The organism is Pseudomonas lalkuanensis, from assembly GCF_008807375.1.
Lineage (GTDB): Bacteria > Pseudomonadota > Gammaproteobacteria > Pseudomonadales > Pseudomonadaceae > Metapseudomonas > Metapseudomonas lalkuanensis.
Genome location: NZ_CP043311.1, coordinates 4297656 through 4323737, shown reverse-complemented (window position 1 = coordinate 4323737; position 26082 = coordinate 4297656). Strand labels below are relative to the sequence as shown.

At 64.1% G+C, this 26082-nt stretch carries 23 protein-coding genes and 2 pseudogenes; 14 read left to right on the top strand and 11 right to left on the bottom strand.

The genetic code is table 11. The annotated features are described in order from the left end of the window. Positions 1 to 32 precede the first annotated feature (32 nt). The 7 genes and pseudogenes from FXN65_RS28580 to FXN65_RS20095 form a co-directional block, all read right to left on the bottom strand. A pseudogene (locus tag FXN65_RS28580) lies at positions 33 to 125 on the bottom strand (hypothetical protein); the annotation flags it as partial. A gap of 172 nt (positions 126 to 297) precedes the next feature. Next, on the bottom strand, positions 298 to 726 hold the full coding sequence (locus FXN65_RS20120; protein ID WP_151135712.1) for a TetR family transcriptional regulator: 429 nt from the start codon (positions 724 to 726) through the stop codon (positions 298 to 300). Then, a complete protein-coding gene (locus tag FXN65_RS20115) occupies positions 723 to 2615 on the bottom strand; it encodes a site-specific integrase (RefSeq protein WP_151135710.1) in 1893 nt (630 codons plus the stop codon). Before FXN65_RS20115 ends, FXN65_RS20120 begins: the two co-directional genes overlap by 4 nt. After that, on the bottom strand, positions 2612 to 4291 hold the full coding sequence (locus FXN65_RS20110) for a hypothetical protein (protein WP_151135708.1): 1680 nt from the start codon (positions 4289 to 4291) through the stop codon (positions 2612 to 2614). Before FXN65_RS20110 ends, FXN65_RS20115 begins: the two co-directional genes overlap by 4 nt. Beyond that, entirely contained in the window at positions 4291 to 5439 is a 1149-nt protein-coding gene (locus tag FXN65_RS20105; protein WP_151135706.1) for a tyrosine-type recombinase/integrase, read from the bottom strand. Before FXN65_RS20105 ends, FXN65_RS20110 begins: the two co-directional genes overlap by 1 nt. A 415-nt stretch (positions 5440 to 5854) precedes the next feature. Continuing rightward, positions 5855 to 5923, bottom strand: coding sequence for a hypothetical protein (locus FXN65_RS28575; protein ID WP_151138894.1), 69 nt, complete (start codon positions 5921 to 5923; stop codon positions 5855 to 5857). A 253-nt stretch (positions 5924 to 6176) separates the two neighbouring features. Continuing rightward, positions 6177 to 6365 (bottom strand): annotated as a pseudogene (locus FXN65_RS20095) (IS110 family transposase); the annotation flags it as partial. A 266-nt stretch (positions 6366 to 6631) separates the two neighbouring features. Here FXN65_RS20095 and FXN65_RS20090 point away from each other — a divergent pair. The 3 genes from FXN65_RS20090 (at position 6632) to FXN65_RS20080 (ending at position 9413) form a co-directional block, all read left to right on the top strand. Beyond that, the gene (locus FXN65_RS20090) at positions 6632 to 6895 is read left to right on the top strand and encodes a DUF2790 domain-containing protein (protein WP_151135704.1); all 264 of its coding nucleotides are present in this window, start codon (positions 6632 to 6634) and stop codon (positions 6893 to 6895) included. Positions 6896 to 7118: 223 nt separating this feature from the next. Continuing rightward, positions 7119 to 8531: a saccharopine dehydrogenase NADP-binding domain-containing protein gene (locus FXN65_RS20085; protein WP_151135702.1), complete on the top strand. Its 1413-nt coding sequence runs from the start codon at positions 7119 to 7121 to the stop codon at positions 8529 to 8531. A 105-nt stretch (positions 8532 to 8636) separates the two neighbouring features. Then, complete coding sequence (locus FXN65_RS20080) at positions 8637 to 9413, top strand: SDR family NAD(P)-dependent oxidoreductase (RefSeq protein ID WP_151135700.1); 777 nt, start codon at positions 8637 to 8639, stop codon at positions 9411 to 9413. Between the two features lie 524 nt (positions 9414 to 9937). On the opposite strand, the gene cra is transcribed toward FXN65_RS20080, so the two are convergent. Continuing rightward, positions 9938 to 10918, bottom strand: a complete 981-nt coding sequence (gene cra / locus FXN65_RS20075) for a catabolite repressor/activator (RefSeq protein WP_151135698.1) — start codon at positions 10916 to 10918, stop codon at positions 9938 to 9940. 203 nt (positions 10919 to 11121) lie between these two features. On the opposite strand from cra, the gene ptsP reads away from it, so the two are divergent. From ptsP to FXN65_RS20060, 3 genes are read left to right on the top strand one after another with little or no spacing between them, the layout of a single operon-like run. Further along, complete coding sequence (gene ptsP, locus FXN65_RS20070) at positions 11122 to 13983, top strand: phosphoenolpyruvate--protein phosphotransferase (protein ID WP_151135696.1); 2862 nt, start codon at positions 11122 to 11124, stop codon at positions 13981 to 13983. Further along, the gene (gene pfkB / locus FXN65_RS20065; protein WP_151135694.1) at positions 13983 to 14939 is read left to right on the top strand and encodes a 1-phosphofructokinase; all 957 of its coding nucleotides are present in this window, start codon (positions 13983 to 13985) and stop codon (positions 14937 to 14939) included. Before ptsP ends, pfkB begins: the two co-directional genes overlap by 1 nt. Continuing rightward, entirely contained in the window at positions 14936 to 16681 is a 1746-nt protein-coding gene (locus FXN65_RS20060) for a PTS fructose-like transporter subunit IIB (RefSeq protein ID WP_151135692.1), read from the top strand. The genes pfkB and FXN65_RS20060 overlap by 4 nt, the downstream gene beginning before the upstream one ends. Before the next feature lie 8 nt (positions 16682 to 16689). Here FXN65_RS20060 and FXN65_RS20055 read toward each other — a convergent pair whose 3' ends face one another. Next, complete coding sequence (locus FXN65_RS20055) at positions 16690 to 17010, bottom strand: antibiotic biosynthesis monooxygenase family protein (RefSeq protein ID WP_151135690.1); 321 nt, start codon at positions 17008 to 17010, stop codon at positions 16690 to 16692. After that, positions 17007 to 17705 carry a CTP synthase C-terminal region-related (seleno)protein gene (locus FXN65_RS20050; protein WP_151135688.1) on the bottom strand — a complete coding sequence of 233 codons (699 nt, stop codon included), beginning with the start codon at positions 17703 to 17705 and terminating at the stop codon, positions 17007 to 17009. The genes FXN65_RS20055 and FXN65_RS20050 overlap by 4 nt, the downstream gene beginning before the upstream one ends. Positions 17706 to 17808: 103 nt before the next feature. Here FXN65_RS20050 and FXN65_RS20045 point away from each other — a divergent pair, with 103 nt between their 5' ends. The 6 genes from FXN65_RS20045 (at position 17809) to FXN65_RS20020 (ending at position 23403) form a co-directional block, all read left to right on the top strand. Continuing rightward, positions 17809 to 18699, top strand: coding sequence for a LysR family transcriptional regulator (locus FXN65_RS20045; protein WP_151135686.1), 891 nt, complete (start codon positions 17809 to 17811; stop codon positions 18697 to 18699). Between the two features lie 62 nt (positions 18700 to 18761). Next, on the top strand, positions 18762 to 19289 hold the full coding sequence (locus tag FXN65_RS20040) for an SRPBCC family protein (protein WP_151135684.1): 528 nt from the start codon (positions 18762 to 18764) through the stop codon (positions 19287 to 19289). A gap of 219 nt (positions 19290 to 19508) precedes the next feature. Beyond that, positions 19509 to 19886, top strand: coding sequence for a YciI family protein (locus tag FXN65_RS20035; protein WP_151135682.1), 378 nt, complete (start codon positions 19509 to 19511; stop codon positions 19884 to 19886). A gap of 31 nt (positions 19887 to 19917) precedes the next feature. After that, positions 19918 to 21141: an RNA polymerase sigma factor gene (locus FXN65_RS20030; RefSeq protein ID WP_151138892.1), complete on the top strand. Its 1224-nt coding sequence runs from the start codon at positions 19918 to 19920 to the stop codon at positions 21139 to 21141. 118 nt (positions 21142 to 21259) lie between these two features. Further along, on the top strand, positions 21260 to 21703 hold the full coding sequence (locus FXN65_RS20025; protein WP_151135680.1) for a YybH family protein: 444 nt from the start codon (positions 21260 to 21262) through the stop codon (positions 21701 to 21703). Between the two features lie 713 nt (positions 21704 to 22416). Next, positions 22417 to 23403 (top strand): LysR family transcriptional regulator, encoded by a 987-nt coding sequence (locus FXN65_RS20020; protein ID WP_151135678.1) that lies wholly within the window; start codon positions 22417 to 22419, stop codon positions 23401 to 23403. Positions 23404 to 23422: 19 nt separating this feature from the next. Here FXN65_RS20020 and FXN65_RS20015 read toward each other — a convergent pair whose 3' ends face one another. After that, the gene (locus FXN65_RS20015) at positions 23423 to 23884 is read right to left on the bottom strand and encodes a Rid family hydrolase (RefSeq protein WP_151135676.1); all 462 of its coding nucleotides are present in this window, start codon (positions 23882 to 23884) and stop codon (positions 23423 to 23425) included. A 271-nt stretch (positions 23885 to 24155) separates the two neighbouring features. Between FXN65_RS20015 and FXN65_RS20010 the strand changes: the two genes are divergently transcribed. Beyond that, a complete protein-coding gene (locus FXN65_RS20010) occupies positions 24156 to 24842 on the top strand; it encodes a hydrolase (RefSeq protein ID WP_151135674.1) in 687 nt (228 codons plus the stop codon). A 221-nt stretch (positions 24843 to 25063) separates the two neighbouring features. Then, the gene (locus FXN65_RS20005) at positions 25064 to 26077 is read left to right on the top strand and encodes an alpha/beta hydrolase (RefSeq protein ID WP_151135672.1); all 1014 of its coding nucleotides are present in this window, start codon (positions 25064 to 25066) and stop codon (positions 26075 to 26077) included. Positions 26078 to 26082: the final 5 nt, after the last annotated feature.

Genomic DNA, 26082 nt, shown 5'->3' with positions numbered 1-26082 from the left:
CAGTGTTTGTTGAAAAACTACGCGACTCGCACTCAATCCCGGCTCAGCGCAGCGCCGGTCTGGTACTCGATGACGCGAGTTTCGAAGAAGTTCTTCTCTTTCTTCAGGTCCATGATCTCGGACCTAGGGAAGTGTGCCCGGGTACTTTTTGGGGCTTGGATTTTCACTCATCCTTCAGTTTGAAGGTCGAAGGACTAGTCACACCCACAGGCGGAGCCTACTCGCTAACTACCATGCCAGCGGTGATCGAAGACGCTATCCCTCGGATGGGTGCAATTGCGCACCAAGCATTTCGACCTATCCTTGCGGCTTCTTTGAAGCCAGTTGGACCACCTTAAGGTCGTCCAACTTAGCCTTGAGAACACGGTTATCCTCCAACAGCACCTCATTGATGGAGGCGAGATTGGAGACCTTGGCCCGCAACTCTTCGATCTCGTGACGGTAGCCAGCGGATTTTTTGCGCTCGGCAAGCAAGTCTTGGTGCTTCACATCTCGCATGGCGCGACTAGAGCGCCCCTGAACCTGGCGGATAGCTTCGGCAATGCTTGGGTAGTAGTTATGGATCAGTGCCTTCGATACGCTCGCCTCGCGGGCGACTGCGGCGATGGTAACCTTCGTTTCCCCTGTTTTGGCACGGCCCTTCTGGATACGGAGGAGGGCGAGCCTCAGATCCTTCTCCCGATCCTCGGCCGGTTTGTAGTTGGCTGCCTTTTCCTTGGGTTTCATGCGATCAGGATCTCCGGGTCGATGCCCAACTGGGTCAATACCTCACGGCAGCGCTTCAGGTCGCGCTCAACGCGCTGGCGGCCGCCCTCACCAATGTCCGTGCAGTGCAGCAGCTCTTTCAGATCCTCGTAGAGTCGTTTGTAAAAGGGCGTGTGAGGGCGTCCGATAACGGCATTGGTGCAGCCGTTGCCGCAACGGGTGCGCTCAAGGGTATTACCGACGCAGCCACCATCGTCCGCTGTACACCAGGCATGGCCGTTGCTGCGAATCGCAGTGCTTTCGGCAATGGACTTCAGCATCGAGGCGTGATCGTTGAAAATCAGCAGGTTCTGCGGGGCCCGCTGCCACTGCTTGAGCGCGCGACCATAGCCGCCTGCCAGGGGGTCGTCACCCAGCCAGTTATCAACGACGCCGAGCTTGATGTCGTCTAACTCCATTTGAATATCGGCGTACAGTTCAAGGTCCAGATGCTGTCCCCAACTGTCGTCCATGGCGTAGCCCAAGGTCATGTCCAGCGTCCAGTGCGCGAAATGCTCCTTGAGGTAGCGCAGATCACCGAAGCGACTATGCGCTGCGTAATTGGCAAACTTGCGGCGGAATTGGTGGCTGGCGAGGTTCCAGCTCAGCCCGCAATCCTTGGCAAATGCCTTTAGGTGTGAGTCCCAACTGCTTCTGGAAAGAGTGCGTACCTGATTGCCCTCATTCTTATATACGCCGAGAAAGAGTGCATGACGGTGCTGGTGCGCCTCGACAATCTGCGGATCGAGCGGGTTGGCACGGCGGCGCTGCACAATCTCGGCGGCGACCATGGCCTGGTAGGGCGCGGCCCAACGTTCCATCAGACGCAGGGCGCGTACTGCGACGTCGGGGATCATCCAGTCATGGATACCGGCATATGTCTTGTCCGACCGTGAGCGCATCCAGTGGTAGACGGTGCCCTCATCGTCCTCGGTGCGGTGGTGCGCGCCCCACTGCACGTTGGCCAGTTCGTGGTTGCGGCAGCCGGTGGTGCTGGCCAGGACAATGTAGCAGGCCGTGCGCAGATCGATCAGCGCATTGTTGAACGCATTCAGACCGTCCTCCCAGCCAAGGCCATTTAGGTAGCGGTTCTTGGTCACATAGACACCCCAATAACTCCGCCCCTTTAGCTGCTCAGTGATGTTTTCTAATTTATCGCGCATATCAAGAAGTTTCTGGCCGCGCTCGAGCTGTTGGTAGGCTCGCTCGAATAGAGTGCAGAACACATCGTCGGGAATCAGCGGTGTTTTACCTACCAGGGCTCCGCGGCCGGTTAGCCCCGCCAACGCTTTCGCGGAGGTTTCGAGCCAAGGATGCTGTGGCATCGGGTCATCGGTGTACTGGCTCAGTTCATGGAGCGCTTCGACGGCGATGAAACGGCGTACCAACCCACGCTTCGACAGCGGCTTGCCCTCATTTCGGCCGGTCTGCCTGTGCGCCTTGCAGGCAGTAACATAGGTCGAGCAGACCAGGGGCGTAACCGCGCCTAAATGATCGAGCTTGAGCGCCTCCAGATGGCGAAGAAATGGCATAGCACTAGAGAAAGTCTGTGTCAGTACTCCGCCTTTAGGCCGACCCCCCGAGCGACGCCCCCGCTGTAGGTAGCGGTACAGAATCTGCTTCATCAGTGCCCGAAACGCTGGTGGCACCTTGCGGAAGTCCACCCTTCTCCTGTTGGCCGGCACGTTGCTGGTGAAACCCTCGAGTTGCCAGATGTCGTCGCCGTAGCGGCTGCGGATGATCCACTGCCCATCGACCTGAATAGCGCTGATGATCAGGGCGTCGCGCTCGGCTTCGGGGAGCCCACGCACATCGCCAGGCTGGGCGGTAAGGGGGGGGTAAGGTAGCGTTGCCGAATGGGGAGCGCTCATGCAAAGACCTCCAGACTGTCAATCAGATCAACCGACCAGAATGGATGCGGCTGGGTGCGGGCGCGCTCACGGGCGGCGTCCACGGCTGCGGTCTTGAAGGTGCCGCGTCGCAGCCCCTCGGCAACGATGTAGTGGTCGATCAGACGGGGAATGTGGGCGTACTCCCGTGCCCAACGCCGCTTGTCCATGCGCGAGCGCTCGGCCAGCACGCGAAAGTAGAAGCTGAACAGCTTGTACAGATCCTCGGCGGTTACCGCGTAGTGCTTGCAGCGCAGGCAGTTCATGAAGTTCATGCAAGTTGCGCCCTCGAACTTCGGGGCGTACTGGCCGTACGCCGAGTCGGCGCAGTGGCCCAAAGGGGTGTCCTTGTGGGTCGCACCGATGGTCCGGGTCAGCAACTCCTCCACCAGTATCTCGCCCATGAACCGCCAGTTGCGACGGGCATCCTCGCCGGACGCCAGGTTGTGTTGGTCGGCCACTTGCAGGGTATTGCCAAGGGCCGCGGCGGTGGTCGCCAGGTCGCCGTCGGTCAGCTCGAATATTCGGTTGGCGAAGGTCTTGCGCAGGCGCGAGACGTTGATGCGCAGTGGCTGTCCGTTGCTGTCAGTCAGGCCGTACTTGGCTACGAGACGGCTTGTCGCCTGAGCTAACATTGCTCCACTCAACGACGTGACTTGGCCGGCAGCCGGGCCGCCGCGAATGCGATACAGCCATACGCGGCCACGGAGGTCGTCCGGGGCCTCTGCATCCAAGGGCTCGGTCAAGGACATCACGCGGCGGATGAGGCGCTCCACGTTGGTTCGCACGCTCGGCGTGGACTCTAGTAGGCGCTCGATGTCTGACTCGGCGCGCAGCGCCACTTTGCTGCTGGTGTAGCCGCGCCGCTTCCACAGCACCAGGAACACGGTGTTGTCCTTGGGGTGCGGGCGCAGGCAGTTGCGGCCCATTTCTAGCAGTGGCGTGGTATTGCGTCCGGTGTGCAGCGCCACGACCAGCAGGGCGAAGGCCAGTAGATCGGCGGTCAGAGGCGCATCGTCGGCCCAGATTGGCTTGATGACCTGCTTGAGCGCCACGGTGACAGCTTGCCGCTCGTGCTTGGACAGCGCCGTCTCGCCCTTGTACTTGCGGTTGCTGTTCGGGAAGGGATTGGTCGGGAAGGTGGCCGCATCGCCGGAGGTGACTAGGAGGATCAGCCCACGCCGTCCCAAGGCGTGTAGTACGGACTTGGTCTTCGAGTAGCGACTTCTTTGACTTGTAGGTCCCACGCCCAGCCCTGCCAGATGGGCGAGATAACCGTCAATCAGATCCCGATTCACATCGGCCAGGGCCAGGTCACGTTCCAAAGCCGCTGCCCGCAACATGCAACAGTCGAGGAAATGGCGCAGCCCATTTGTGCAGTAGCTAGCTACGGTGATGATCGTAACGTCGTCGTCCTGGCCGGCGAGGAAGCGCTCAATTTGGCGTTGGCAGGCGTAGGTGATGGGGTCAATGCCGACGTCGTACCAACGGGCAAAGTCGAAACTCCGACTGTGTGACGTGTTCCGCCCGAACTCGACCGTGGTGTTCGTCGGAGGAATGACATCAGGCAGAATGACCACATTGCCTGCCGAGTCATGGCTGTGCTCGACCTGAGGCACGCTGAGGTCGGTTTTGGAAAATACCTTGCGCTTGCCCATCAAGCCGCCTCCGCCAGTGCGTTCAACTCGTCGTCATAGGCCAGCACCGCCTGGTCGGCCATTTCGTTGACCAAATGCAGGTACACCATGGTCGTCTGAATCGAGCTGTGACCTAGTTGGTGCTGAACGAACACCAGGGGGTCTATCCCGCTCGTGCGATTGCGCTGAAGGCTTACCAGGGTATGGGTGGCATAGGTATGCCGGAGCATGTGCGTATGGACCTTGATTCCAACCCGCTTGCCCGCCTTGCTAATGATTCGGTTGAGGCTCTTGCCGTCCTCGCTATAGGGTTCCCCGAACTGGTTGAGGAACAGCGCCCTTTGTGGAGTCTTGCTCAGCGAGGCACGCTCGCCGCGAACCTTCGTCACATAGCGGTAGAGTTCGGCCATGAACTTGCGGCTAACGTGAATTTCTCGCGACTTGCTACCCTTGGTCGCCATGCCGCTGCCGTCGTACGCATCGAGGCAAATGGGGAAGTTGCGTTTGGTTCGTTCCTTCTTGTCTGGGTCGAAGACGTAGTCCAACGGGAAGGTGGCGATTTCCTCGCGGCGCAGACCCGTATGCAGCGCCAGGCGCATCATCATCCGGTGATGGGGGTTTTCCACTGCAGCCAGGAGCGCCTTGACCTCGACCATGCTCAGGTACTTGGGCAGGACCCTGGGTTTACGCGGCATCACATCGTTCGCCATGGCCTTGCCGCCGCTGGCATCGGTATGCGCAAGGAAACCTGCTTGGCGCCTCACGGTGCGTTCTTCATAGGTGAAGGGCAGGCGCCTCACCCACCCCTGCTTTAGCGCGAATTCGTAGAACGCGCAGATGTAATGCAGGCGCTGGTAAGTGGTGTTCGGTGCCAGTTCGCATGAGTCCAGGCAGTAGTCCCGATAGGCAGCCACAAGGGACTTGGCCTCGCCCCGATCAACGTCGTGCCAGTCCAGGTCATGGGCCTGGATGAAGCTAAAGAAGTCGTACAGAGCGCGTCCTGTGCTGGGCCAGGATCGCTTGGAGCGAACGGCTCCGCGCAGCAGGTAGTGACGAAAAAATTGATTGGCGGGTATGCAACTCTCCATTGAGTCCCAAAGCAGAATGGGGAACTCTGGATAGGGTTGCCCGGCGATCACAAAGTCTTTAGTAGCCCATACAAGCTCCATCTGTCGTCACCTGCGCTGGCCAGTCACCCGATTCCTTGGTCTGCACTGGCAGAGTTAGGGTGATTGGATAGGCCCATAGACCAACCATCCCTGGACTAGGTCTGTGAGCGTCTAAGTGTCTGCTTTGAAATTGGAATTAACGAAGAATTACGGCTGACGCAGCCCGTCCAGCGACCCGCGAATCGGCGCATTTCTATTAACTAATACCGTCACCGCGGGAGACTCGATACCGCGAAACTGCATTTACCTCATGGTCAGGTTGAATTCACCTGACCATGAGGTAAATGCGCGAGAATTTTCAGTGAGCAGCGGGCCCCCTGCAGCCCACTTGGTGCGCCGAGAGGACCTCGAAAAGGCAATTCGCTTATTGAAGATGCTGGTGGATAAAACAGACCAGTTGCCGCCAGCGCTTGCGCTAGCGAACGCGCAGGCCGGCTTCGCGCATCAGTCGAGCAACCTGGTGTCGACTACACGCCTGCCCCATGGCCGTCAATTCAGCCTTGATGGGCGATGGCCATAGATACCATTCACTTCATGGTGAATGGTGCGGATCTCTTTGCTCAGAGGCCGATTCGCCATGTCTCTCGCCGAAGGTGGTCGCTGTTGCCAGGCATAGAAACCGCTGCGCGATACCCGCAGCATTCGGCAAGTTGGTGCTACGGGGTAACGACCAGCCAACGCCTCGATGACGCGAAACTCACTTCGTGGGCTGCGAGAAGATGGCGAGCGCCTTCCTTAGAAACACCTTCAACCGCCTGTAGTGTGAAGCCGAATTCGGCTGCCCGACGGTGCAGGCCTTTGATCACGCGCTCGCGGTACCGCTGCTCATAGTGATCGGCACCAAGATCCTGATAGGCCATATCGAAACGCATCGCGTTGTAGAACGGGATGACGATCTTGCGCGCAGTGGCGGTCACGGCCTTGGCCAACCATTACCTCACGGCAAAGACCTCGTCAGGGACGATTTCTCAATAGAACGGGAATCTAACCTTTGTAAAGTACCAGATCAGTAAATAGTCCTTGTTGTATCTGGCGCTGTTTGCAAGGTTGGCCGGGCAATAAAATGATCCCGCCTCCCACGACGAGGCGCTTGCTGCCGTAAACATCACCGCAAGGTGTTGCGCTGTACCTTCGACCAGTTCGTGGAGAGCTGGTCGAAGTTCCAACTTCCAAACACTCGGAAAACTATCCAATGAAAGCTCTTGCCTTGCTGGCGCTCGCCGGCATGTCTGCCTTCGCCTTGGCCGAAGAACCGGTGGAAGTCGCTGTTACCGGGGAAACCGTTGTCGAGCAGTACCACTATGGAATGGAACTCGATATCGCCCGGGTCATTTCCCGCAGTGAAATCCCCGATGTCTGTGGAGTGGTTCCGGCTCATATGACTTACGAAGATCACCAGGGCAAAGTTCATCGCCTGGAATATGTTGTGTTCGGCCAGGGTTGCAGTAACGGTTAATGTTCTGATTCATGGGTTCGGATTGAATGCCCGGCTATTTGACGCCGGGCATCGTCGCTTCAGGAGAAAGGATTTCCGGGCCTCGTGAAGTTGGCCCGGCGGAATGAGTGGCGTTCGTTGCTGGCCCGGGCCTGCCGGCTGTCCTTCGTGGGTGGCGCTATGATCGGGGTATGGGAACGGAGCGCGCGTTCTTTCCGCCAGCCTTGGCAGCCGAGGTAGGGCCATGCCCAAGCCACAACATCTACAGCGTTACGATGGCCGCCTGGTCATGGTGGGGTTCGGTTGCATCGGGCAAGGTGTGCTGCCGCTCCTGCTTCGACACCTGGAACTCGATCCGCGCCGCTTGCTGGTGCTGAGTCCGGACCCGGCGGGAAGGGGCGTCGCCGAAGCACAGGGGGTGAACTTCCTGCCCATGACGCTGGAGCCGGGCAACTATCGGGAACTGCTCAGCCCGCTGCTGGGGCCCGGAGACTTCCTGCTCAACCTCTCGGTGGGCGTTTCCACCCGGGCGCTCCTGGAGTTCTGTTTCGAGCGCGACGTGCTCTACCTGGATACCTGCATCGAACCCTGGCTCGGTGGCTACACTGACCCGCGCCGCCCGCTGTCCCAGCGCACCAACCAGGCGTTGCGAGACGCCGCACTGGCATTGCGCCGCCCCGGTATCGACGCGCCCACCGCGGTGCTGACCCACGGCGCGAACCCCGGCCTGGTATCGCACCTGGTCAAGCAGGCGCTGTTCGACTTGGCGGCCGATGGTGGACAGGCCAAGCCCATGCCGCTCTCGCGTGAGGACTGGGCGGCGCTGGCCGAGGGGTTGGGTGTGCGCTGCATCCATATCGCCGAGCGCGATACCCAGCAGTCGTCGCGTCACAAGGCGGACGACGAGTTCGTCAACACCTGGTCCGTCGCCGGCTTCATCAGCGAAGCCTGCCAGCCCGCCGAACTCGGCTGGGGCTCCCACGAGAGGGGGTTCCCGGCGGATGGCCGCCAGCATGAGTGCGGCGGCCGGTCGTCGATCTACCTGCGCCGGCCGGGCGCCGTGACCCAGGTGCACACCTGGACGCCCGACGGGGCCACCCTCGGCTACCTGATCACCCATGGCGAGTCCATCTCCCTGTCCGACTATTTCACCCTGGGACCGGCCAGCAAACCGCGCTACCGGCCCACTGTGCTCTACGCCTACCATCCCTGCGACGACGCGGTGCTGTCCCTGCGAGAGCTGGCGGCGCGTAACTGTCAGCCGCAACGCCATGCCCGCCTGCTGCGGGATGACATCACCGGCGGCCAGGACGATCTCGGCGTGCTGCTGCTCGGCCAGGGGCGGCGGGCCTACTGGTTCGGGTCGCGACTATCCATCGCGCAAGCCCGCGAACTCTGCCCGTACAACAACGCCACCAGCCTGCAAGTGGCGGCCTCGGTGTTGGCCGGCGTGGTCTGGGCCATGCGCAATCCCAGGCGCGGCATCCTCGAACCGGACGAATTGCCTTACGCCGAACTGCTTGAACTGACCCGGCCCTACCTCGGTGAAGTGACCGGTTTTCATATCGATTGGAATCCGCTGCAGGGACGCGAGCGGTTGTTCGTGGAAGACCTGGATCGGGACGACCCCTGGCAGTTCGTGAACTTCCGCGCCTGAGCCGCCATCGGCCGAGGAATGTCCTGCCCGGCAACTGCTGGGGCTGCGTGGCCAGGGCCTGGACTAGGCTGGTTTGACAACCCCATTCGTTACGAGGTGTACGCCATGCACGCTCCAGGACAGCGGCTGCTCAACAAGGTCGCCATCATCAGCGGCGGTGCGGGCGGTTGTGGGGAGGCCGCCAGCCGGCTGTTCGCCGCCGAGGGTGCCAGGGTGGTGATAGTCGACCGCAACGCTGGTGCCGCCATGGAACTGGCCAGGCAGATCAAGGCAGAGGGGGGCGAGGCGATTGGCGTGGGGGCCGATGTTTCCCGCGCCGACCAGGTGCGGTCGGCGGTGGCGGCGGGGGAGGCCGCGTTCGGTGGTGCGGATGTGCTGTTCAATCACGCCGGTACGCTGATCGTGAAACCGTTCCTCGACGTCGAGGAAGACGAGTGGGACTGGTTGATGGCGGTCAACGTCAAGAGCATGTACCTGATGACCCGGGCCGTACTCCCGCAGATGCTGGCCAAGGGCAAGGGCAGCATCATCTGCACCTCGTCCATCTCGGCGGAGTACGCCACGCCCGGCGAGGTGGCCTACAACGCCACCAAGGGTGCCTGCCAGATGTTCGCCAGGGCCATCGCCGTCGAGTTCCGGGATCGTGGCATCCGCTGCAATGCCGTCGCGCCCGGCTTCATCCGCACGGCCCACGGGATTCGCGAGATGAAGGAGCTGCAAGCCATGGGCGTGGACGCCAGCGAGGCCGCCATCGCCGCGCAGCAGGGGCGCCTGTGCGAGCCGGAGGAAGTGGCGCGCGCCGCGCTGTTCCTGGCATCGGACGAAGCGTCCTTTGTCAGTGGCGCGCACCTCTTTGTGGATAACTGCTTTTCGTCGGTTTGAGGATGGAGGCAGGGCGTGGTGTCAACGCATTGGCTCCTTTGGTGTTGGCTGTTGCAATGTTGAAGCGATCTTTCTAGCGAGGGTTTTCCCCGACTCCGCGCCAGCCTGGTATAGCGCTCACCCCCGCCCCTCTCCCTGAAGAGGAGAGGGGTGACTCGCGCCGGCGAGGTCCAAACAATCCTGAAGCAGCTTGCGGCCTGAAACTGAGCAACCGAGGTGGGGCAGCGACTCCGCCCCTTCAGAAGGCCGAGCGGAATCGTTGCAGAGGGGGACGAGCGGCATGGATGCCGCGAGAGGCGTGTGGGGCCATGGATGGCCCCTCTCGCCGTGCCCCCGGCGCAACGATGGAGGGAGGGAACCCGACGAAGTCGGGCCGGATGCAGGGGCAAGCGTTTTTGGTTTCTTTTTTGGCGATTGAAAAAAGAGACTCGCCGGGAGGCGAAACTGCAAGTGTCCGCAGAACTCGGCAAGCAGCCTGGCTCAGGACTTTCTTGCAACACTCCACACAGAAATAGCCAAAGCCTTCAGCGCTCCTTGAGCCGGCGCGCCACACCGCGCACGCCGGGTTCGTAGCGCGCCTGTTCCACCGCCGCCAGGGCCAGTCCCAGGACCTGTTCGGCGATCAGCTCATGCTGCTGGTACATGGAGTTCACCGGCAGGGGCAGGAAGTCCAGCAACTGGGTGTCGCCGAAGGTGCCCACGCGCATCCGCAGGGGCCAGTCGCCGTGTTCGCGCAGGGCATCCAGCACGCCCGCCAGCAGCACGTAGGCGGTGGTGATCAGCACATCCGGCAGCTCGCCTCGTTGCAGCAGGTCGTCCATCAGGCGCCGGCCGCACTCGCGGCTGAACTCTTCGCCCTGGAGTTCCAGCGCCTCGCACCCGAGCCCTTGCAGCGCGTCGTGGAAGCCCGCGCTGCGCTCGGCGCTGATGGGCAGGTCCGGTCGCGCGCCGAGCAGGGCGACGCGGCGCGGCCGGGGTTCCAGCAGGCTGCGGGTGAGCTGCTGGCTGGCCTGGCGGTCATCGCTGACCACCGTGCAGAAGCGCTGCGGATTGCGCACCCGGTCGACGGCGATCACCGGCAGGCCTTCGTCCAGCAGATGCTCCAGGCTGTCGTCCTCCGGCGGCAGGCAGCTGGCGACGATCAGGGCGTCGCAGCGGCGCGCGCGGAACAGCTTGAGCAACTGCCGCTCGCTGTCCGGCTCGTCGTCGGAACTGGCGATCAGTAACTGGTAACCCCGCGCCCGCGCGCCCTGTTCCAGCAGCTTGGCCAGGCGGGCATAGCTGGGGTTTTCCAGGTCAGGGAGGATGAAACCCAGGGTGCGCGTCTGCCGGCTGCGCAGGCCGGCGGCCTGCGGGTTGGGCTTGAAGCCATGCTCGTCCACCACTTGCTGCACGCGCTCCACGGTCGCCGGGCTGATGCGCTTCTGCTCGGCCTTGCCGTTGATCACGTAGCTGGCGGTGGTCACCGAAACACCGGCCAGGCGGGCGATATCGCTGAGCTTCAAGTTGACGACTCCTGTTATGCGTATGTGTTTCATCGGGCGGGCTTCAAGAATCGAAGATTATCGAGTAACGTGCCTGCTCAGTTTAGTGAAACGATTCAGCAGGCGTTCTGTCTACGCTTTTGCCAATCGAGACGACGATTGGAAACGCTGCTGATGGCAGGTGACAACGATAAGAAGGGCGCAAGGCCCGGAGAGGTGATGCGATGCTCGAACTGACCGCAGGGCAGATTTCCATGGGCCTGGTGGCGGCGGACAAGGCGTCCGCGTTGCGCCTGCTGGCGGAACTGCTGGAGGGCGACGGACTGGTAGCACCGGGTTACCTCGCAGGCCTTGAAGCACGCGAAGCCCAGGGCAGCACCTTCCTCGGCCAGGGCATCGCCATTCCCCACGGCACGCCGCAGACCCGCGACCTGGTGATCACTACCGGCGTGCGCCTGATGCAGTTCCCAGACGGTGTGGACTGGGGCGGCGGGCAGATCGTCTACCTGGCCATCGGTATCGCCGCCAGGTCCGACGAACACTTGCGCCTGTTGCAGGTCCTCACGCGTGCCCTGGGTGAGGCCGACCTCGGCAGCGAACTGCGCCGCGCCGAAACCCCGGATGACATCCTCAAGCTGCTGCAGAGCGCCCCTCAGGAGTTGGCGCTGGACGACCAGTTGATCGGCCTCGGTGTACCGGTGGAGGACTACGACGAGCTGGTCCTGCAGGGCGGTCGCCTGCTGCGCCGTGCCGAATGCGTGGGGGGCAGCTTCGCCGCCGCCCTGTTGCAGGGCGAACCGCTGCCCCTGGGCGATGGCCTCTGGTGGCTGCACAGCGACCAGGCGGTGCAGCGCCCCGGCCTTGCCTACCTGACTCCGGAAAAGCCCCTGCGCTACCTCGGCCAGCCCCTCAATGGCCTGTTCTGCCTGGCCAGCCTGGGCGATGCCCACCTGGCCCTGCTGGAGCGCCTGTGCGCCTTGCTGATCGAAGGCCGGGGCCGCGAGCTGGCCCGCGCCACGCAGCGGCGCGCGGTGCTCGAAGCCCTGGGGGGTGAGGTCCAGCCCGACTGGCCCAGCCTGCGCCTGGTGCTGGCCAATGCCCATGGCCTGCACGCGCGTCCGGCCAAGGAACTGGTGCAACTGGCCAAGTCCTTCGACGGCGAGATCCGTCTGCGGGTGGCGGACAGCGCTGTCGCTGCCGTGTCCGCCAAGAGCCTGAGCAAGCTGCTGGGCCTGGGCGTTCGTCGCGGCCAGGTGATCGAACTGCTCGCCGAGCCGGCCATTGCCGACGCCGCGTTGCCGGCGCTCAAGGCCGCCATCGAGCAGGGGTTGGGCGAGGAGGTCGAACCCTTGCCGACCGCCGATGCGGCTGTGTCGCAAGAGTTGTGCGAAACCCCGCCGCCCACCGCGCCAGCCGCCGGTAGCCAGCTCCAGGCGGTGCCCGCGGCACCCGGCATCGCGGTGGGGCCGGCGCATATCCACCTGTGCAAGGAATTCGATTATCCGCTGCGCGGCGAATCCCCCGATGTCGAGCGCGAGCGGCTGCAACAGGCCATCGGCCAGGTGCGCGTCGACATCGAGGGCCTGGTGCTGCGCAGCGAGGCCAAGGCCATTCGCGACATCTTCATCACTCACCTGGAAATGCTCGCCGACCCGGAACTGGGCGACGACGTGGACGCCCGCCTGAAGCAGGGCGAAAGCGCGGCCGCTGCCTGGATGGCAGTGGTCGAAAGCGCCGCCACCCAGCAGGAGGGCCTGCACGACGCCCTGCTGGCCGAGCGCGCCGCCGACCTGCGGGATATCGGCCGCCGTGTGCTGGCGCAGCTCTGCGGCGTGCAAGAGGCCCCCGAACCGGCCGAACCCTACATCCTGGTGATGGACGAAATGGCGCCGTCCGATGTGGCGCGCCTGGACCGCAACCGCGTCGCCGGCATCCTCACCGCCCGTGGCGGGGCTACCTCCCACAGCGCCATCGTCGCCCGCGCCCTGGGCATTCCCGCGCTGGTGGGGGCCGGGGCAGGCGTGCTGCTGCTGGAACCTCGCACGCCGGTGCTACTGGACGGCCAGCGTGGTCGCCTGGTCGTCTGCCCGGACGAAGGGCAACTGCAACGTGCCCACCAGGAGCAGGAAAGCCGCCAGCGCCGGCTGCAATTGGCCGATACCCACAAGTTGGAACCGGCCCTGACCCGTGACGGTCATCGGGTGGAGATCTGCGCCAACCTGGGCGACAGCGCGGGTGCGGCCAAGGCGGTGGCCCAGGGAGCTGAAGGCGTGGGCCTGCTGCGTACCGAGTTCATCTTCATGTCTCTCCCGCAGGCGCCGGACCTGGCCACCCAGGAGACCGAGTACCGGCGTGTGTTCGACGCCCTGGACGGCCGCCCGCTGGTGGCCCGCACCCTGGATGTCGGCGGCGACAAACCCTTGCCCTACTGGCCGGTCGTGGAAGAGGAAAACCCCTTCCTCGGCGTACGCGGCGTGCGCCTGACCCTGCAGCGCCCACAGCTGATGGAAACCCAGTTGCGCGCGCTGATGCAGGCCAGCCAGGGCCGGCCGCTGCGCATCATGTTCCCCATGGTCGGCACGGTCGACGAGTGGCGCCAGGCGCGCGACATGGCGTTGAAGGTGGCAGCCGAGATTCCCCAGGCGGACCTGCAACTGGGGATCATGGTCGAGGTGCCTTCCGCCGCGCTGATCGCCTCCGTACTGGCACGCGAAGTGGACTTCTTCAGCATCGGTACCAACGACCTGACCCAGTACTGCCTGGCCATCGACCGCGGCCACCCGACGCTGTCCGCCCAGGCCGACGGTCTGCATCCGGCGGTGCTGCAACTGATCGACCTCACCGTGCGCGCGGCCCATGCCGAGGGCAAATGGGTGGGCGTCTGCGGCGAGCTGGCCGGCGACCCGCTGGCGGTACCGCTGCTGGTGGGCCTGGGGGTGGACGAGCTGAGCCTGTCTGCCGGAGGCATCGCCGAGGTCAAGGCACGGGTGCGCGAGTTCAGCCTGAGCGCTGCCCGCGAGTTGGCCCAGGACGCCCTGGCGCTGGAAAGCGCGGCTGCCGTGCGCGAACTGGCGGAGCGCTTCTGATGGCTCGCATCCTCACCCTTACCCTGAACCCCGCCCTGGACCTGACCCTGCGCCTCGACCGCCTGGAGCCAGGCCAGGTCAACCGCAGCCTGGCCCAGGTCAGCCACGCCGCCGGCAAGGGCGTGAACGTCGCCCAGGTGCTGGCCGACCTTGGCCACAGCCTCAGCGTTGCGGGCTTCCTGGGCGCGGACAACGCCGACGCCTTCGAAACGCTGTTCGCCCGGCGCGGCTTCGTCGATGCCTTCATCCGTGTGCCGGGCGAAACCCGCAGCAATATCAAGCTGGCGGAAGCCGATGGGCGCATCACCGACATCAACGGCCCCGGCCCGGAGATCGATACCGCTGCCCAGGATGAGCTGCTTGCGCGGCTGGACACCGTCGCGCCGGGCCATGACCTGGCGGTGGTGGCCGGCAGCCTGCCCAGAGGCATTGCGCCGGCTTATCTCGCCGAATTGATCACCCGGCTCAAGCGCCACGGCCTGAAGGTGGCGCTGGACACCAGCGGCGAGGCCCTGCGCGCCGGCCTGCTCGCCGCGCCCTGGCTGATCAAGCCGAATACCGATGAGTTGAGCGAACTCCGTGGCCGGGCCGTGCATGACATCGCGTCCCAGCGCGAGGAGGCCCGCAGGCTCCAGGCGCAAGGGATCGAGCAAATCGTCATTTCCCAGGGGGCCGCTGGCGTGAACTGGTTCGGCCCCGGACTCGCCCTGCATGCCCAGCCGCCACAGGTGCCCGTGGCCAGCACCGTAGGTGCGGGCGATTCCCTGCTGGCCGGCATGGTCCACGGCCTGCTCAGCGGCTGGCCGGTCGAGCGCACCCTGCGCCACGCCACCGCCATCGCCGCCCAGGCGGTGACCCAGGTGGGCTTCGGCATCAGTGATGCCGTGCAACTGCAACAGCTCGAAGGCGCCGTCGCGGTCCAGGCGCTGCCAGAACAACAAGAGGTGTCCCGATGAAACTCGCCATAGTCACCGCCTGCCCCAATGGCATGGTCACCAGCGTGCTCTGCGCACGCCTGCTGGATGCCGCCGCCCAGCGCCTGGGCTGGAGCACCAGCGTCGAAATCGTGGACCCGCAGCATCCGGAGAACGCGCTGTCCGCCTCCACCCTGGAGGCCGCCGACTGGGTGCTGGTGGTGAAGAGTGGCGCGCTGGACCTCTCGCGCTTCGCCGGCAAGCGCCTGTTCATCGCTAGCCCAAGCGAGGCCCTGCGCGACAGCGAGGCCTTCCTCCTGCGCGCTGCCGCTGAGGCCCGGGAGCAGCAGGTCGAGCCGGCTGTGCCCGCAGTCGTTTCAGGTGCCCGGCCGCGCATTGTCGCGGTCACCGCCTGCCCAACGGGCGTGGCCCACACCTTCATGGCTGCCGAAGCCCTGAAGCAGGCGGCCCAGCGCCTGGGGATGGACCTGCAGGTGGAAACCCAGGGCTCGGTGGGCGCGCGCGACCCGCTGAGCCCCGAGGCCATCGCCGCCGCCGATGTCGTGCTGCTGGCCACCGATATCGAGGTGGACACCGCCCGCTTCGTTGGCAGGAGGGTGTTTCGCTGCGGCACCGGCGTCGCCCTCAAGCACGCCGAGGCGACCCTCCAGCGCGCCCTCGACGAGGGCCAGTTGCTGGAGGCGAAAGCCGGCGGCGACAGCCAGGCCGGCAAGGCCAAGGTTGAACCCAAGGGTGCCTACAAGCACCTGCTCACCGGGGTTTCCTACATGCTGCCGATGGTGGTGGCGGGTGGCTTGCTGATCGCCCTGTCCTTCGTCTTCGGCATCGAGGCGTTCAAGGAGGAGGGCACCCTGGCCGCGGCGCTGATGCAGATCGGTGGCGAGGCGGCCTTCAAGCTGATGGTGCCGTTGCTGGCCGGCTACATCGCCTATTCCATCGCCGACCGGCCTGGCCTCGCTCCGGGCATGATCGGCGGGCTGCTGGCCAGCACTCTCGGCGCGGGTTTCATCGGCGGCATCATCGCCGGCTTTCTCGCCGGGTATTCGGCACGTGCCATCAACCGCCATCTGCAACTGCCGCAGAGCGTCGAGGCGCTGAAGCCGATCCTGATCATCCCGCTGCTCTCCAGCCTGTTCACCGGCCTGGTGATGATCTACGTGGTGGGCAAGCCGGTGGCCGGCATGCTCGCCAGCCTCACCCACTTCCTCGACAACATGGGGACTTCCAACGCCATCCTCCTCGGCCTGCTGCTGGGCGGCATGATGTGCGTGGACCTCGGCGGCCCCATCAACAAGGCCGCGTACGCCTTCTCCGTGGGCCTGCTGGCCTCCCAGAGCTACGCGCCGATGGCCGCCACCATGGCCGCCGGCATGGTGCCGCCCATCGGCATGGGCATCGCCACCCTGCTGATGCGCCGCAAGTTCGCCCAGAGCGAGCGCGAGGCCGGCAAGGCGGCGCTGGTGCTGGGGCTGTGTTTCATCTCCGAGGGTGCGATTCCCTTCGCCGCCAGGGACCCGCTGCGGGTGATCCCGGCCAGCATCGCCGGCGGTGCACTTACCGGCGCGCTGTCCATGTACTTCGGCTGCAAGCTGATGGCGCCCCACGGCGGCCTGTTCGTGCTGCTGATCCCCAACGCCATCAACCACGCCTTGCTCTACCTGCTGGCCATAGTCGCCGGCAGCCTGGTGACCGGGGTGATCTACGCCGCGCTCAAGCGCGGCGGCGAGCAGGAACTGGTGCTGGAGTCGCAGCGGGCCGCCTGATCCGGGGCTCACTCCAGCCCGTAGTCGCGCTCGACATGGGCCACCCGGGTACGGAATGCCCGGTACCAATCGGTCCTTCCGCGTCGCTGGGCTTCGCGGTGTTCGGCCTGGACGCGCCAGGCGCGGATGGACGCCTCGTCGCGCCAGTACGACACCGTGATCCCCAGCCCGTCGGCGCCCCGGGCCGATTCCACGCCGAGGAAGCCCGGTTGCTCGCGCGCCAGCTCCAGCATGCGTTCGGCGGTGACGGCGTAGTCCTGCTCGGTGTCGCTGCGCAGGGAGGTAAAGATCACCGCGTAGTAGGGCGGCTCGGGCGTGCGGGCAATCATTGGCCGTGCTCCTGGCAGGCGTTGACGAACGCCGCAACCAGCGGTGGCAGGCGGCCGATCAGGGCGGCGCGTTCCGGCTGGAACAGCGTGGCGACGAAGAACGGATGGCCCTCCAGTTCCACCGCCCTGACCGCACCGGCGGCGTCGGTGGCTGCGACCCTCAGCGGCCCTTGGGTGAGTGCTTCGCGAAAGGCCGGATTCAGGCCGTATCCGCAGTGGTAACCCTCGAAGGCTTCGGGCATGCCATAGGCCGCGGCCAGACGCGAGTCGGCGAGTAGCTGGATGCGCTCCAGAGTTTCCCGCAGGGCGCAGGGCAGGGGACTGATCACTGCACGCTGGGCATCCGGAGCGGTTTCGGCGTGTTCGGCATCGGCCCAGCCGAGCACATTGCGCGCATGTTCCAGCAGTGCGTGCTGGAAGCCGCCGCAGGTGCCGAGGAAGGGCAGGGCGGTGCGCCGTGCATGGGCGATGGCGCCCAGCGCGCCTTCGGTATCGCGGTAGGGGCTGCCGGGAACGCACCAGAGGCCGTGGAAGGCGTCGAGGCGAGTTTCACCGATGCGGTCCGTCGCCAGCCAGATGCCTTGCACCGCCCTCCCGGTCGTCAGGGCCGCGAGTTCCAGGGCGCGCGGAATGGCGCGGTGAGCGGTGATGCTGTCGTCCCTGTCGCCAACCAGGCCGATGCGCAGTTGCTTCATCTCTGTCCTCCGATGCGTGGCGCGGATTGCGCCGGCTCCAGCGGACTATATAGTTGCGCTGGAGCAATCAATATTGGCGATTCAGCAAGGTGGGATTGCGTTGATGCAATACGAAATCGACCACACGGACCTGGCCCTGGTGCTGGCGCTGGTCCGTGGCGGCACCCTGGCGCGCGCCGCCGAGCTGCTCAAGGTGGACGTTTCCACCGTGTTCCGTTCCCTGCGGCGGCTGGAACAGTCCCTTGGCAGCGTGCTGTTCGAGAAGAGCCGCGCCGGCTACCTGCCCAATGCGGCCGCGCAACTGCTGGCGCAACAGGCTGAACTGGCGGAGAAGGCGCTGGAGGCCGCGCGCCTGGGCCTGGAGCAGGGCCGCGAGGCTGTCAGCGGCACCCTGCGCCTGACCTGCACCGACGCGGTCCTCCACGGCCTGCTGTTGCCCGCCCTGGCGTGCTTCATGCCGGCCTACCCGGCGTTGGAACTGGAGCTGACCACCTCCAACGATTTCGCCAACCTCAGCCGCCGTGACGCCGACATCGCCCTGCGCCTGACCACCACGCCGCCCGGCCATCTCGTGGGACGCTGCCTGGGGGCCGTGTCCTATGTGCTCTGCGCGGCGGACAGCTACCTGGCTCGTTCGTCCGATACCGACCCGGCGAACATGGCCTGGATAGCCCCGGACGACTTCCTGCCCAATCACCCCAGCGTGGTCTGGCGCCGCCAGCGTTACCCGGAGGTGCAACCGGCCTATCGCTGCAACAGCACACTGTCGGTGGCGCAACTGGTGCGGGCGGGCCTGGGCGTGGCGGCCCTCCCGGCGTTCCTGGTGCGGGGCGAAACGCGCCTGCAGGTGCTGCAAAACGACCTGCACGGCTGTACCAGCGCCCTCTGGCTGCTGACCCGTCCGGACTGCCGGGCGCTGCGTTCGGTCACCACCCTGTTCGAGGAACTGGGCCGTCACATCAGGCTGCCGGGCACCGCTGCGCAGAGCGGCTAACCTTGTTCTGGCAGTACTGCCGATGTGCCAGTCCACCTGCCCGAGAGCCCCTGGAGGGCGCCATGCTCAAAGCCATCCTCGTCATCATCGTCGTCGCGATACTCGGCGTGCTGGGATACGCCGCAATCAGCCCGGATCACTTTCGCATCGAGCGTACGACCACCATTGCCGCGCCACCGGAAAAGGTCTTCCCGCTGATCAACGACTTCCGTCAGTGGACGGCCTGGTCACCCTGGGAAAAGATCGACCCCGCCCTCAAGCGCAACTACAGCGGACCCAACGAAGGCGTGGGCGCCGCCTATGCCTGGCAGGGCAACAACGAGGTGGGCACCGGGCGCATGGAAATCACCCACAGCCAGCCGGCATCCAAGGTGGAGATCAAGCTGGACTTCCAGATGCCCTTCGAGGCCCACAACACCGCAGAATTCCTCCTCCAGCCCCACGCCGGCGGAACCCAGGTCACCTGGGCCATGTACGGGCCTTCGCCCTACACCCACCGGCTGATGCAGGTGTTCTTCGACATGGATGACATGGTGGGCAGCAAGTTCGACCAGGGCCTGAACAACCTCAAGGCCGCCGCCGAGAAATAGCCTGAAACGGACCGCTCGACCCCTCGACGGGCAAGGTGACGCAGCGGGGCTATCCTGAACCCTTTCCTGCTGGAGCGAATTCATTGACGAATGAATTCGCGCCAGCAGGGCATGGTCGATCCTGATGAAGAAAGGAATTTTCCGCCGGCCCTGTCGATTCCCGACGCGGCCGTACGACCAATGGGTGTCAGTACCCCGCAGCCACCCGAGGAACCCATCATGAAATACCTGTGCCTGATCTATATCGAAGAAGCCAAGCTCGCCACCCTGACCGATGCCGACTACCAGGCCATCGCCGGCGAATGCGTGGACTACACCGAGCAGCTCACCGCCAGCGGCCATTACCTGGCATCCAATGCCCTGGAGTCGGTGCGCACCGCCACCACCCTGCGCATCCAGGGCGGGCGGGTGTCCATGACCGACGGGCCTTTCGCGGAAACCAAGGAACAACTCGGCGGCTTCTACCTGATCGAAGCCCGCGACCTCAACGAAGCCCTGCAGATCGCCTCGAAGATTCCGCCGGCCCGCCTGGGCTGCATCGAAGTGCGCCCGGTACGCGAACCCGAAGTGCGGCCGACCCTGGGCGTCGCCTCGTGATGCACGGGAGGGCCTGATGGAAGAGGCCGAACTGCGCCTGCGGGTCGAGTCGATCTACCGCAGTGACTCGCGTCGCGTCCTCGCCACGCTGATCCGCCTCCTGGGGGATTTCGACCTGGCCGAGGAAGCCCTGCACGACGCCTTCATCGCTGCGGTGCAGCAATGGCCGCGGGATGGCATTCCAGCCAACCCGCGCGCCTGGCTGGTATCGGCCGGTCGCTTCAAGGCCATCGACAGCCTGCGCCGGCGCGCCCGTTTCGACGCATCGAAGCGCCATCTGGTGGCCGAACTGGAAGAGGCCGCCAGCGCCTTCGAGGAGGGCGAGGATGTGGAGGATGACCGCCTGCGGCTGATCTTCACCTGCTGCCACCCGGCGCTGCCGGCGGACGCCCAGGTACCGCTGACCCTGCGTGAGGTCTGCGACCTGAAGACCGAGGAAATCGCCCGCGCCTTCCTCAGCACGCCGTCCACCATCGCCCAGCGCATCGTGCGGGCCAAGGCGAAGATCCGTGATGCGCACATTCCCTATCAGGTGCCGGCCCTGGCCGAACTGCCGCAGCGGCTGGATAACGTCCTGCGGGTCATCTACCTGGTGTTCAACGAAGGCTACTCGGCCACCTCCGGGGATTCCCTGACCCGCACCGACCTCTCCGCCGAGGCCATCCGCCTGGCGCGCTTGCTGCTGGAGCTGTTGCCGGACCCTGAAGTGATGGGGCTGCTGGCGTTGATGCTGTTGCACGACTCGCGCCGCACCGCCCGTGCCAACGCGGACGGCGAGCTGATCCTGCTGGACGAGCAGGACCGCACCCTGTGGGACCGGGCGCAGATCGCCGAGGGCCTCGCCCTGGTGACCCAGGCGCTGGCCAGCCGGCGTGTCGGCGTCTACCTGCTGCAGGCCGCCATCTCCGCCGTGCATGCCCAGGCGGCCGATGCGGCGAGCACCGACTGGGGGCAGATCGTCGGCCTCTACGACGTACTGCAACGCCTCGTGCCGTCGCCCGTGGTGGCCCTCAATCGCGCAGTGGCGGTCGCCATGCGTGACGGGCCGGAAGCGGGTCTGGCGGAAGTGGATGCCTTGCTGGAAAGCGGGGAACTGCGTGACTACCACCTGGCCCATGCCGCCCGGGCCGACTTCTGCCGGCGCCTTGGGCGCAAAGACGACGCGCGGGCGGCCTATCACGGCGCCCTGGCGCTGGCGCGGCAGGAACCCGAGCGGCGCTTCATCGAGAAGCGCCTGCGTGAACTGGAGGCATGACGGCACCGTTCGTCGGTCGTGGCGAAACGGATGTCGAAGCCGGACAACGGGCCTCGACCAGAGGTGAATCCACCGGCAAGCAGCCGGTGCAGCCCTGGCGAAAACCTGGAGACCTACCATGAGCAGCGAAACCCTGAAGGCCACCACCGAACTGGAAGTGCACGAAGTCTTCAACCAATGGCTGAAGGCGGCCCGTGCCAAGAACGTGGAAGCGATCCTGGCCTGCTACGCGGACGAGGTGATCGCCTACGACGCCATTCTCAAATTGCAGTTCAAGGGCCTCGATGCCTACGGCCAGCACTGGCGCTTTTGCATGGAGCTGTGTGCCGGCGACGGCATTTTCGAACCCGCCGAGCCCACCATCCACGCCGATACCGCCGTGGCCTTCGTGCACTGCCTGATTCGTTGCGGCGGCGAGCAGGATGGCGTGGTGAAGACCAGCTGGATGCGCGGCACCCAGGGCTACGTCAAGCGCGGCGACACGTGGAAGATCGTCCACGAACACTTCTCCGCGCCCTTCGATATGGAAAGCGGCAGCGCCCTGTTCGACCTGCAGCCCTGACCGCCGCCCCTGTAGGAGCGAACTCTGCTCGCGAAGACTCGCTCCTGCGTGGGGACGGATCACGCCCCAGTCGCGGCACCAGCTCCTCCAGCGTCACATGGCCCCTGAAGCCACCCCGGCTGATGGCCGGTTCGCCGTCCTCGATGCCACGGGCGAAGGTGATGGCCGGGTCGGCCTTGAGCCGCAGCAGGTAACGCTGCAGGTGGGGGAATTCCTCGCCCAGGTCGAACCGCTTAACTCTACCCACTGGTCAAGTCTGTAAACGACTAGATGCGACGCATGAGTTGAGGTTGCCGGCAGGTGTCACCTATTTCTCAAGGAAAAAACGTAAACAAAAGGCTGTTTTCTCAAGCTTTCGTTTACACGCCAATCCGAGTCGTCCCCCATAAGCGAAATCGGGCTCTCAGCCGAAATCCTTCCTGCGGACTTACCGAGTCGCCGAGCTTCATCCATTCGAGTAGCTTGGCGCTCTGATGGTCTTTCACTACTCGGGCGTTGTTCTCGCCGAGGCGCCTGCTCGCGTCGGACCCACCTTTTATTCATCTCTGTAAATCTGCAGGCATGGCCGCTCTTGACCCAAGCTACCGGTCTTAACCGGCAGAAATCGGCCAAAAGCAGTCGCTCACTCCGCCTGTGACCGCCAACCGCACTGCAAGTCTCTCGATAGCTCTTCCATATGTCTTTTCATATGATGCGCGAACACAAGATTTGGAATGTTTGGCGTGAAATCATCACCTAGAGGTGTTTCATCGGGTCAGGGTACGCAAGGCCGTGCCAAATGGGACCTGAGCGAAGCTGTAAACCAGCTCTCGTGGGACGATCTTCGAATCATCAAGACGCTCAGCGAGTCTGGCAATCGCGCCATCACTGCCAAGAAGCTCGGAATCAACGTATCCACCGTCTCACGCCGAGTGGCTCAGCTTGAGAAAGCACTTGGGATCGCTCTGTTCGATCACCGGCGCTCGGGTTACATGCTCACCACGGAAGGTGCCGAGTTGCGGGCCCTGGCCGAACGCGTCGAGCTCGATATCGTCAGCGTCGCTCGGCGCATATCACGTGCGGAGCACGGGCTTCTGGGCAAGCTGCGAATTACCACCAGTGACTCGTTACTCCTGTACTTCCTCACCCCCATCATTGCGGACTTCAAGGCGGTCAACGAAGGGATTACGATCGAGGTTCTGGTGGGTAACCAAACGTTGAGTCTTGCCCGAGACGAGTCGGACATCGCGGTAAGAGCGACCAAGAAACCTTCGGATAGCCTAGTGGGGCGGAAACTCGCAACAATCGCCTGGGCACCGTACGGCAATGTTAAAAGCGCGCCTGCTTCTGCGCCTTTCGCCGAAGGCCAGTCGTGGGTGTCGTATTCCGGTGGTCTTTGCGATCTGAAAGCCACCAGCTACGTCGACAACAGAGTGGATGCGCACTGCATTTCGTATCGAACCGACTCTGTCGCTGCAGCGAGTGTTGCAATCGCGGCGGGGCTCGGTTTCGGGTTCCTGCCCTGCATGCTGGGTGATATCACACCGGGGCTGAGGCGCGTCGGCCCGGTGGTGCCCGAGCTCAATGATGAACTCTGGCTGCTCACCCACCAGGACATTCGGAAGTCTTGGCGAGTCAAGGCCTTCATGACCTTCTGCGCCGCCGCAGTGGCGAACCAGAAGCCCCTCATCGAGGGGCAACTCGCGCAACCGGCCGAGTAGCTTCAGCCGGGAATCTCGCTTAATCGGCTCGCGAGCCGATAACTGCCTTGCAAGCGATTTCGATCAGTTGCGGACGCTGCGCCAATCTGGACACGCCAATGATATTGCTCGCGCACTGCGGACGTTCGGTGCCATAGGCTGCCTTGCGAACACTGCCCACCACGGCGAATGCCGCGTCCATGTCCAGGACATAAAGCGTCTCTTCGACTACGTCCTCAAGCGTGGCGCCGTAGAGAGCGAGCAGCTTGGAGATGTTGTCATAGGCGGTGCGCATCTGTTCTCCCATCGCGGAGAAATCACGAGGCTTCCCCTTGCTATCCAGCGGTGCGGGAGCAACTAGGTTGCCTTCTTCATCGTGGTTGAACTGGCCGGATACGTAGATCTCGTTCCCTACCTGCCTCGCCTGAGGGTAGCCATACCCCTCTTCCCAGGAAACACCCCAGTACGCGGTTTTTTGGCCATTGGGACGTGAAGCTGCCATTGCATTCTCCTTGTTCGGACTGGACGCGTTGATCGCGTCGATTCAGTTGGTGGAAGGCGGATGCTAGCAGCGCAGACGCGTTTCCAATGGCGCATTTATGCGCCATTGGAAACGCAAAAATGCACAAATCAATTACCAGTCGATCAGCTAACTTGGATTCGAGTTCAGGCCGCAGCTGCTCCGAAAGCCCCTGTAATGCCGGGTCGCTACGAAGCGAATGCGACCGCCGAGAACCACACCAAGACCTTCTAACCACCGACAGGTAACGACAATGAACAATCCGAAAACCGAAGTCCTGACTCCCCAAAACAGCCAACTGATCTTCATTGATCACCAGCCCCAGATGGCCTTCGGTGTCCAGAGCATCGATCGGCAAACTCTGAAGAACAACACGGTGGCTCTGGCCAAGGCAGCGAAGATCTTCGACGTCCCCACCACCATCACCACGGTGGAGACCGAGAGCTTCTCCGGCCATACCTACCCCGAGTTGCTAGCGGTGTTTCCCGACGCCCCCTTGCTGGAGCGCACCTCGATGAACTCCTGGGACGACCAGAAAGTTCGTGATGCCTTGAACAAGAACGGGCGCAAAAAGATCATCGTCGCCGGCCTGTGGACCGAGGTATGCAACACCACCTTCGCACTCTCCGCCATGCACGATGCCGACTACGAGATCTACATGGTCGCCGACGCTTCCGGCGGCACCACCAAGGAAGCACACGACTACGCCATGCAGCGCATGATCCAGGCTGGCGTAGTGCCGATGACCTGGCAGCAAGTGCTGCTGGAATGGCAGCGCGACTGGAAGAATCGCGACACCTACGACGCCGTCATGAACCTGGTCAAGGAACACTCCGGCGCATACGGCATGGGCGTCGACTACGCATACACCATGGTCCACAAGGCGCCTGAGCGCGTTGAGCACGGCCCGACTCTAGCCCCTGTCGCCGCCCCCATCTAAGCCTGGGCGCCCCCGGCTCTCGGGGGCGGCTCTTTCAACCGAATGACAGACGCAAGCCTATAGCCTCTCGGAGGTGGGCACGGCTGCGCGCGTTACCACGAGACAGCAAGGAACATGGCCGTGCTCGATCAGGAAACCTACCAACTCGCAATGGCATTCCAACGCCTCCGCAACAACATCGACGTCACCTTCGCACTGGTCGACAAACAAGGAGTATCCGCATGAATCGTCTCACCCTGCTCGCCTCGCTGCTGGCCCTGTCCACCGGCCATGCCCTTGCCGCCGGCAACCCCGGCGTGGAACACCACACCCAGGCCTTCCTCGAGGCCCTGGAAGCCGGCGGCGGCAAGCCGCTGGAAACCCTCAGCCCGCAAGATGCCCGCGCCGTGCTGGTGGGCGCCCAGGCCTCGGTCAAGGTCGATCTGTCCGGCGTGAGTGTGTCCGAGAAAACCATCCAGGCGGGCGGCCAGTCGATCCCGCTGACCATCGTCCGCCCCGAGGGCGTGAAGGGTGACCTGCCGGTATTCATGTTCTTCCACGGCGGCGGCTGGGTGCTCGGCGACTACCCGACCCATGCCCGTCTGATCCGCGACCTGGTGGTGAACTCCGGCGCCGTGGCCGTCTATGTCGGCTACACGCCGTCGCCGGAAGCCAAATACCCGACCGCCATCGACCAGGCCTTTGCCGCCACCCAGTGGGTCGGCGAGCACGGCAAGGAGATCGAGGTGGACAGCTCGCGCCTGGCCGTGGCCGGCAACAGCGTCGGCGGCAATATGGCCGCGGTGGTCGCGCTCAAGGCCAAGGAAGCGGGCACGCCGAAACTGCGCTTCCAGCTGCTGCTGTGGCCGGTGACCGATGCCAACCTGGAGACCGCTTCCTACAACCAGTTCGCCCAGGGCCACTTCCTGAGCAAGCCGCTGATGAAATGGTTCTGGGACAGCTACACCACCGATCCCAAGCAGCGCGCCGAACGTTTCGCCTCGCCGCTACAGGCCACCAGCGAGCAGCTCAAGGGCCTGCCGCCGACCCTGATCCAGACCGCCGAGTTCGACGTGCTGCGTGACGAGGGTGAGGCTTACGCGCGCAAGCTGGATTCCGCCGGCGTGACCGTCACCGCCGTGCGCTACAACGGCATGATCCACGACTACGGTCTGCTCAACCCGTTGGCCCATGTACCAGCAGTGCACGCCGCGATGCGTCAGGCCGGTCTCGAGCTTAAGCAGCACCTCAAATAGGAGGC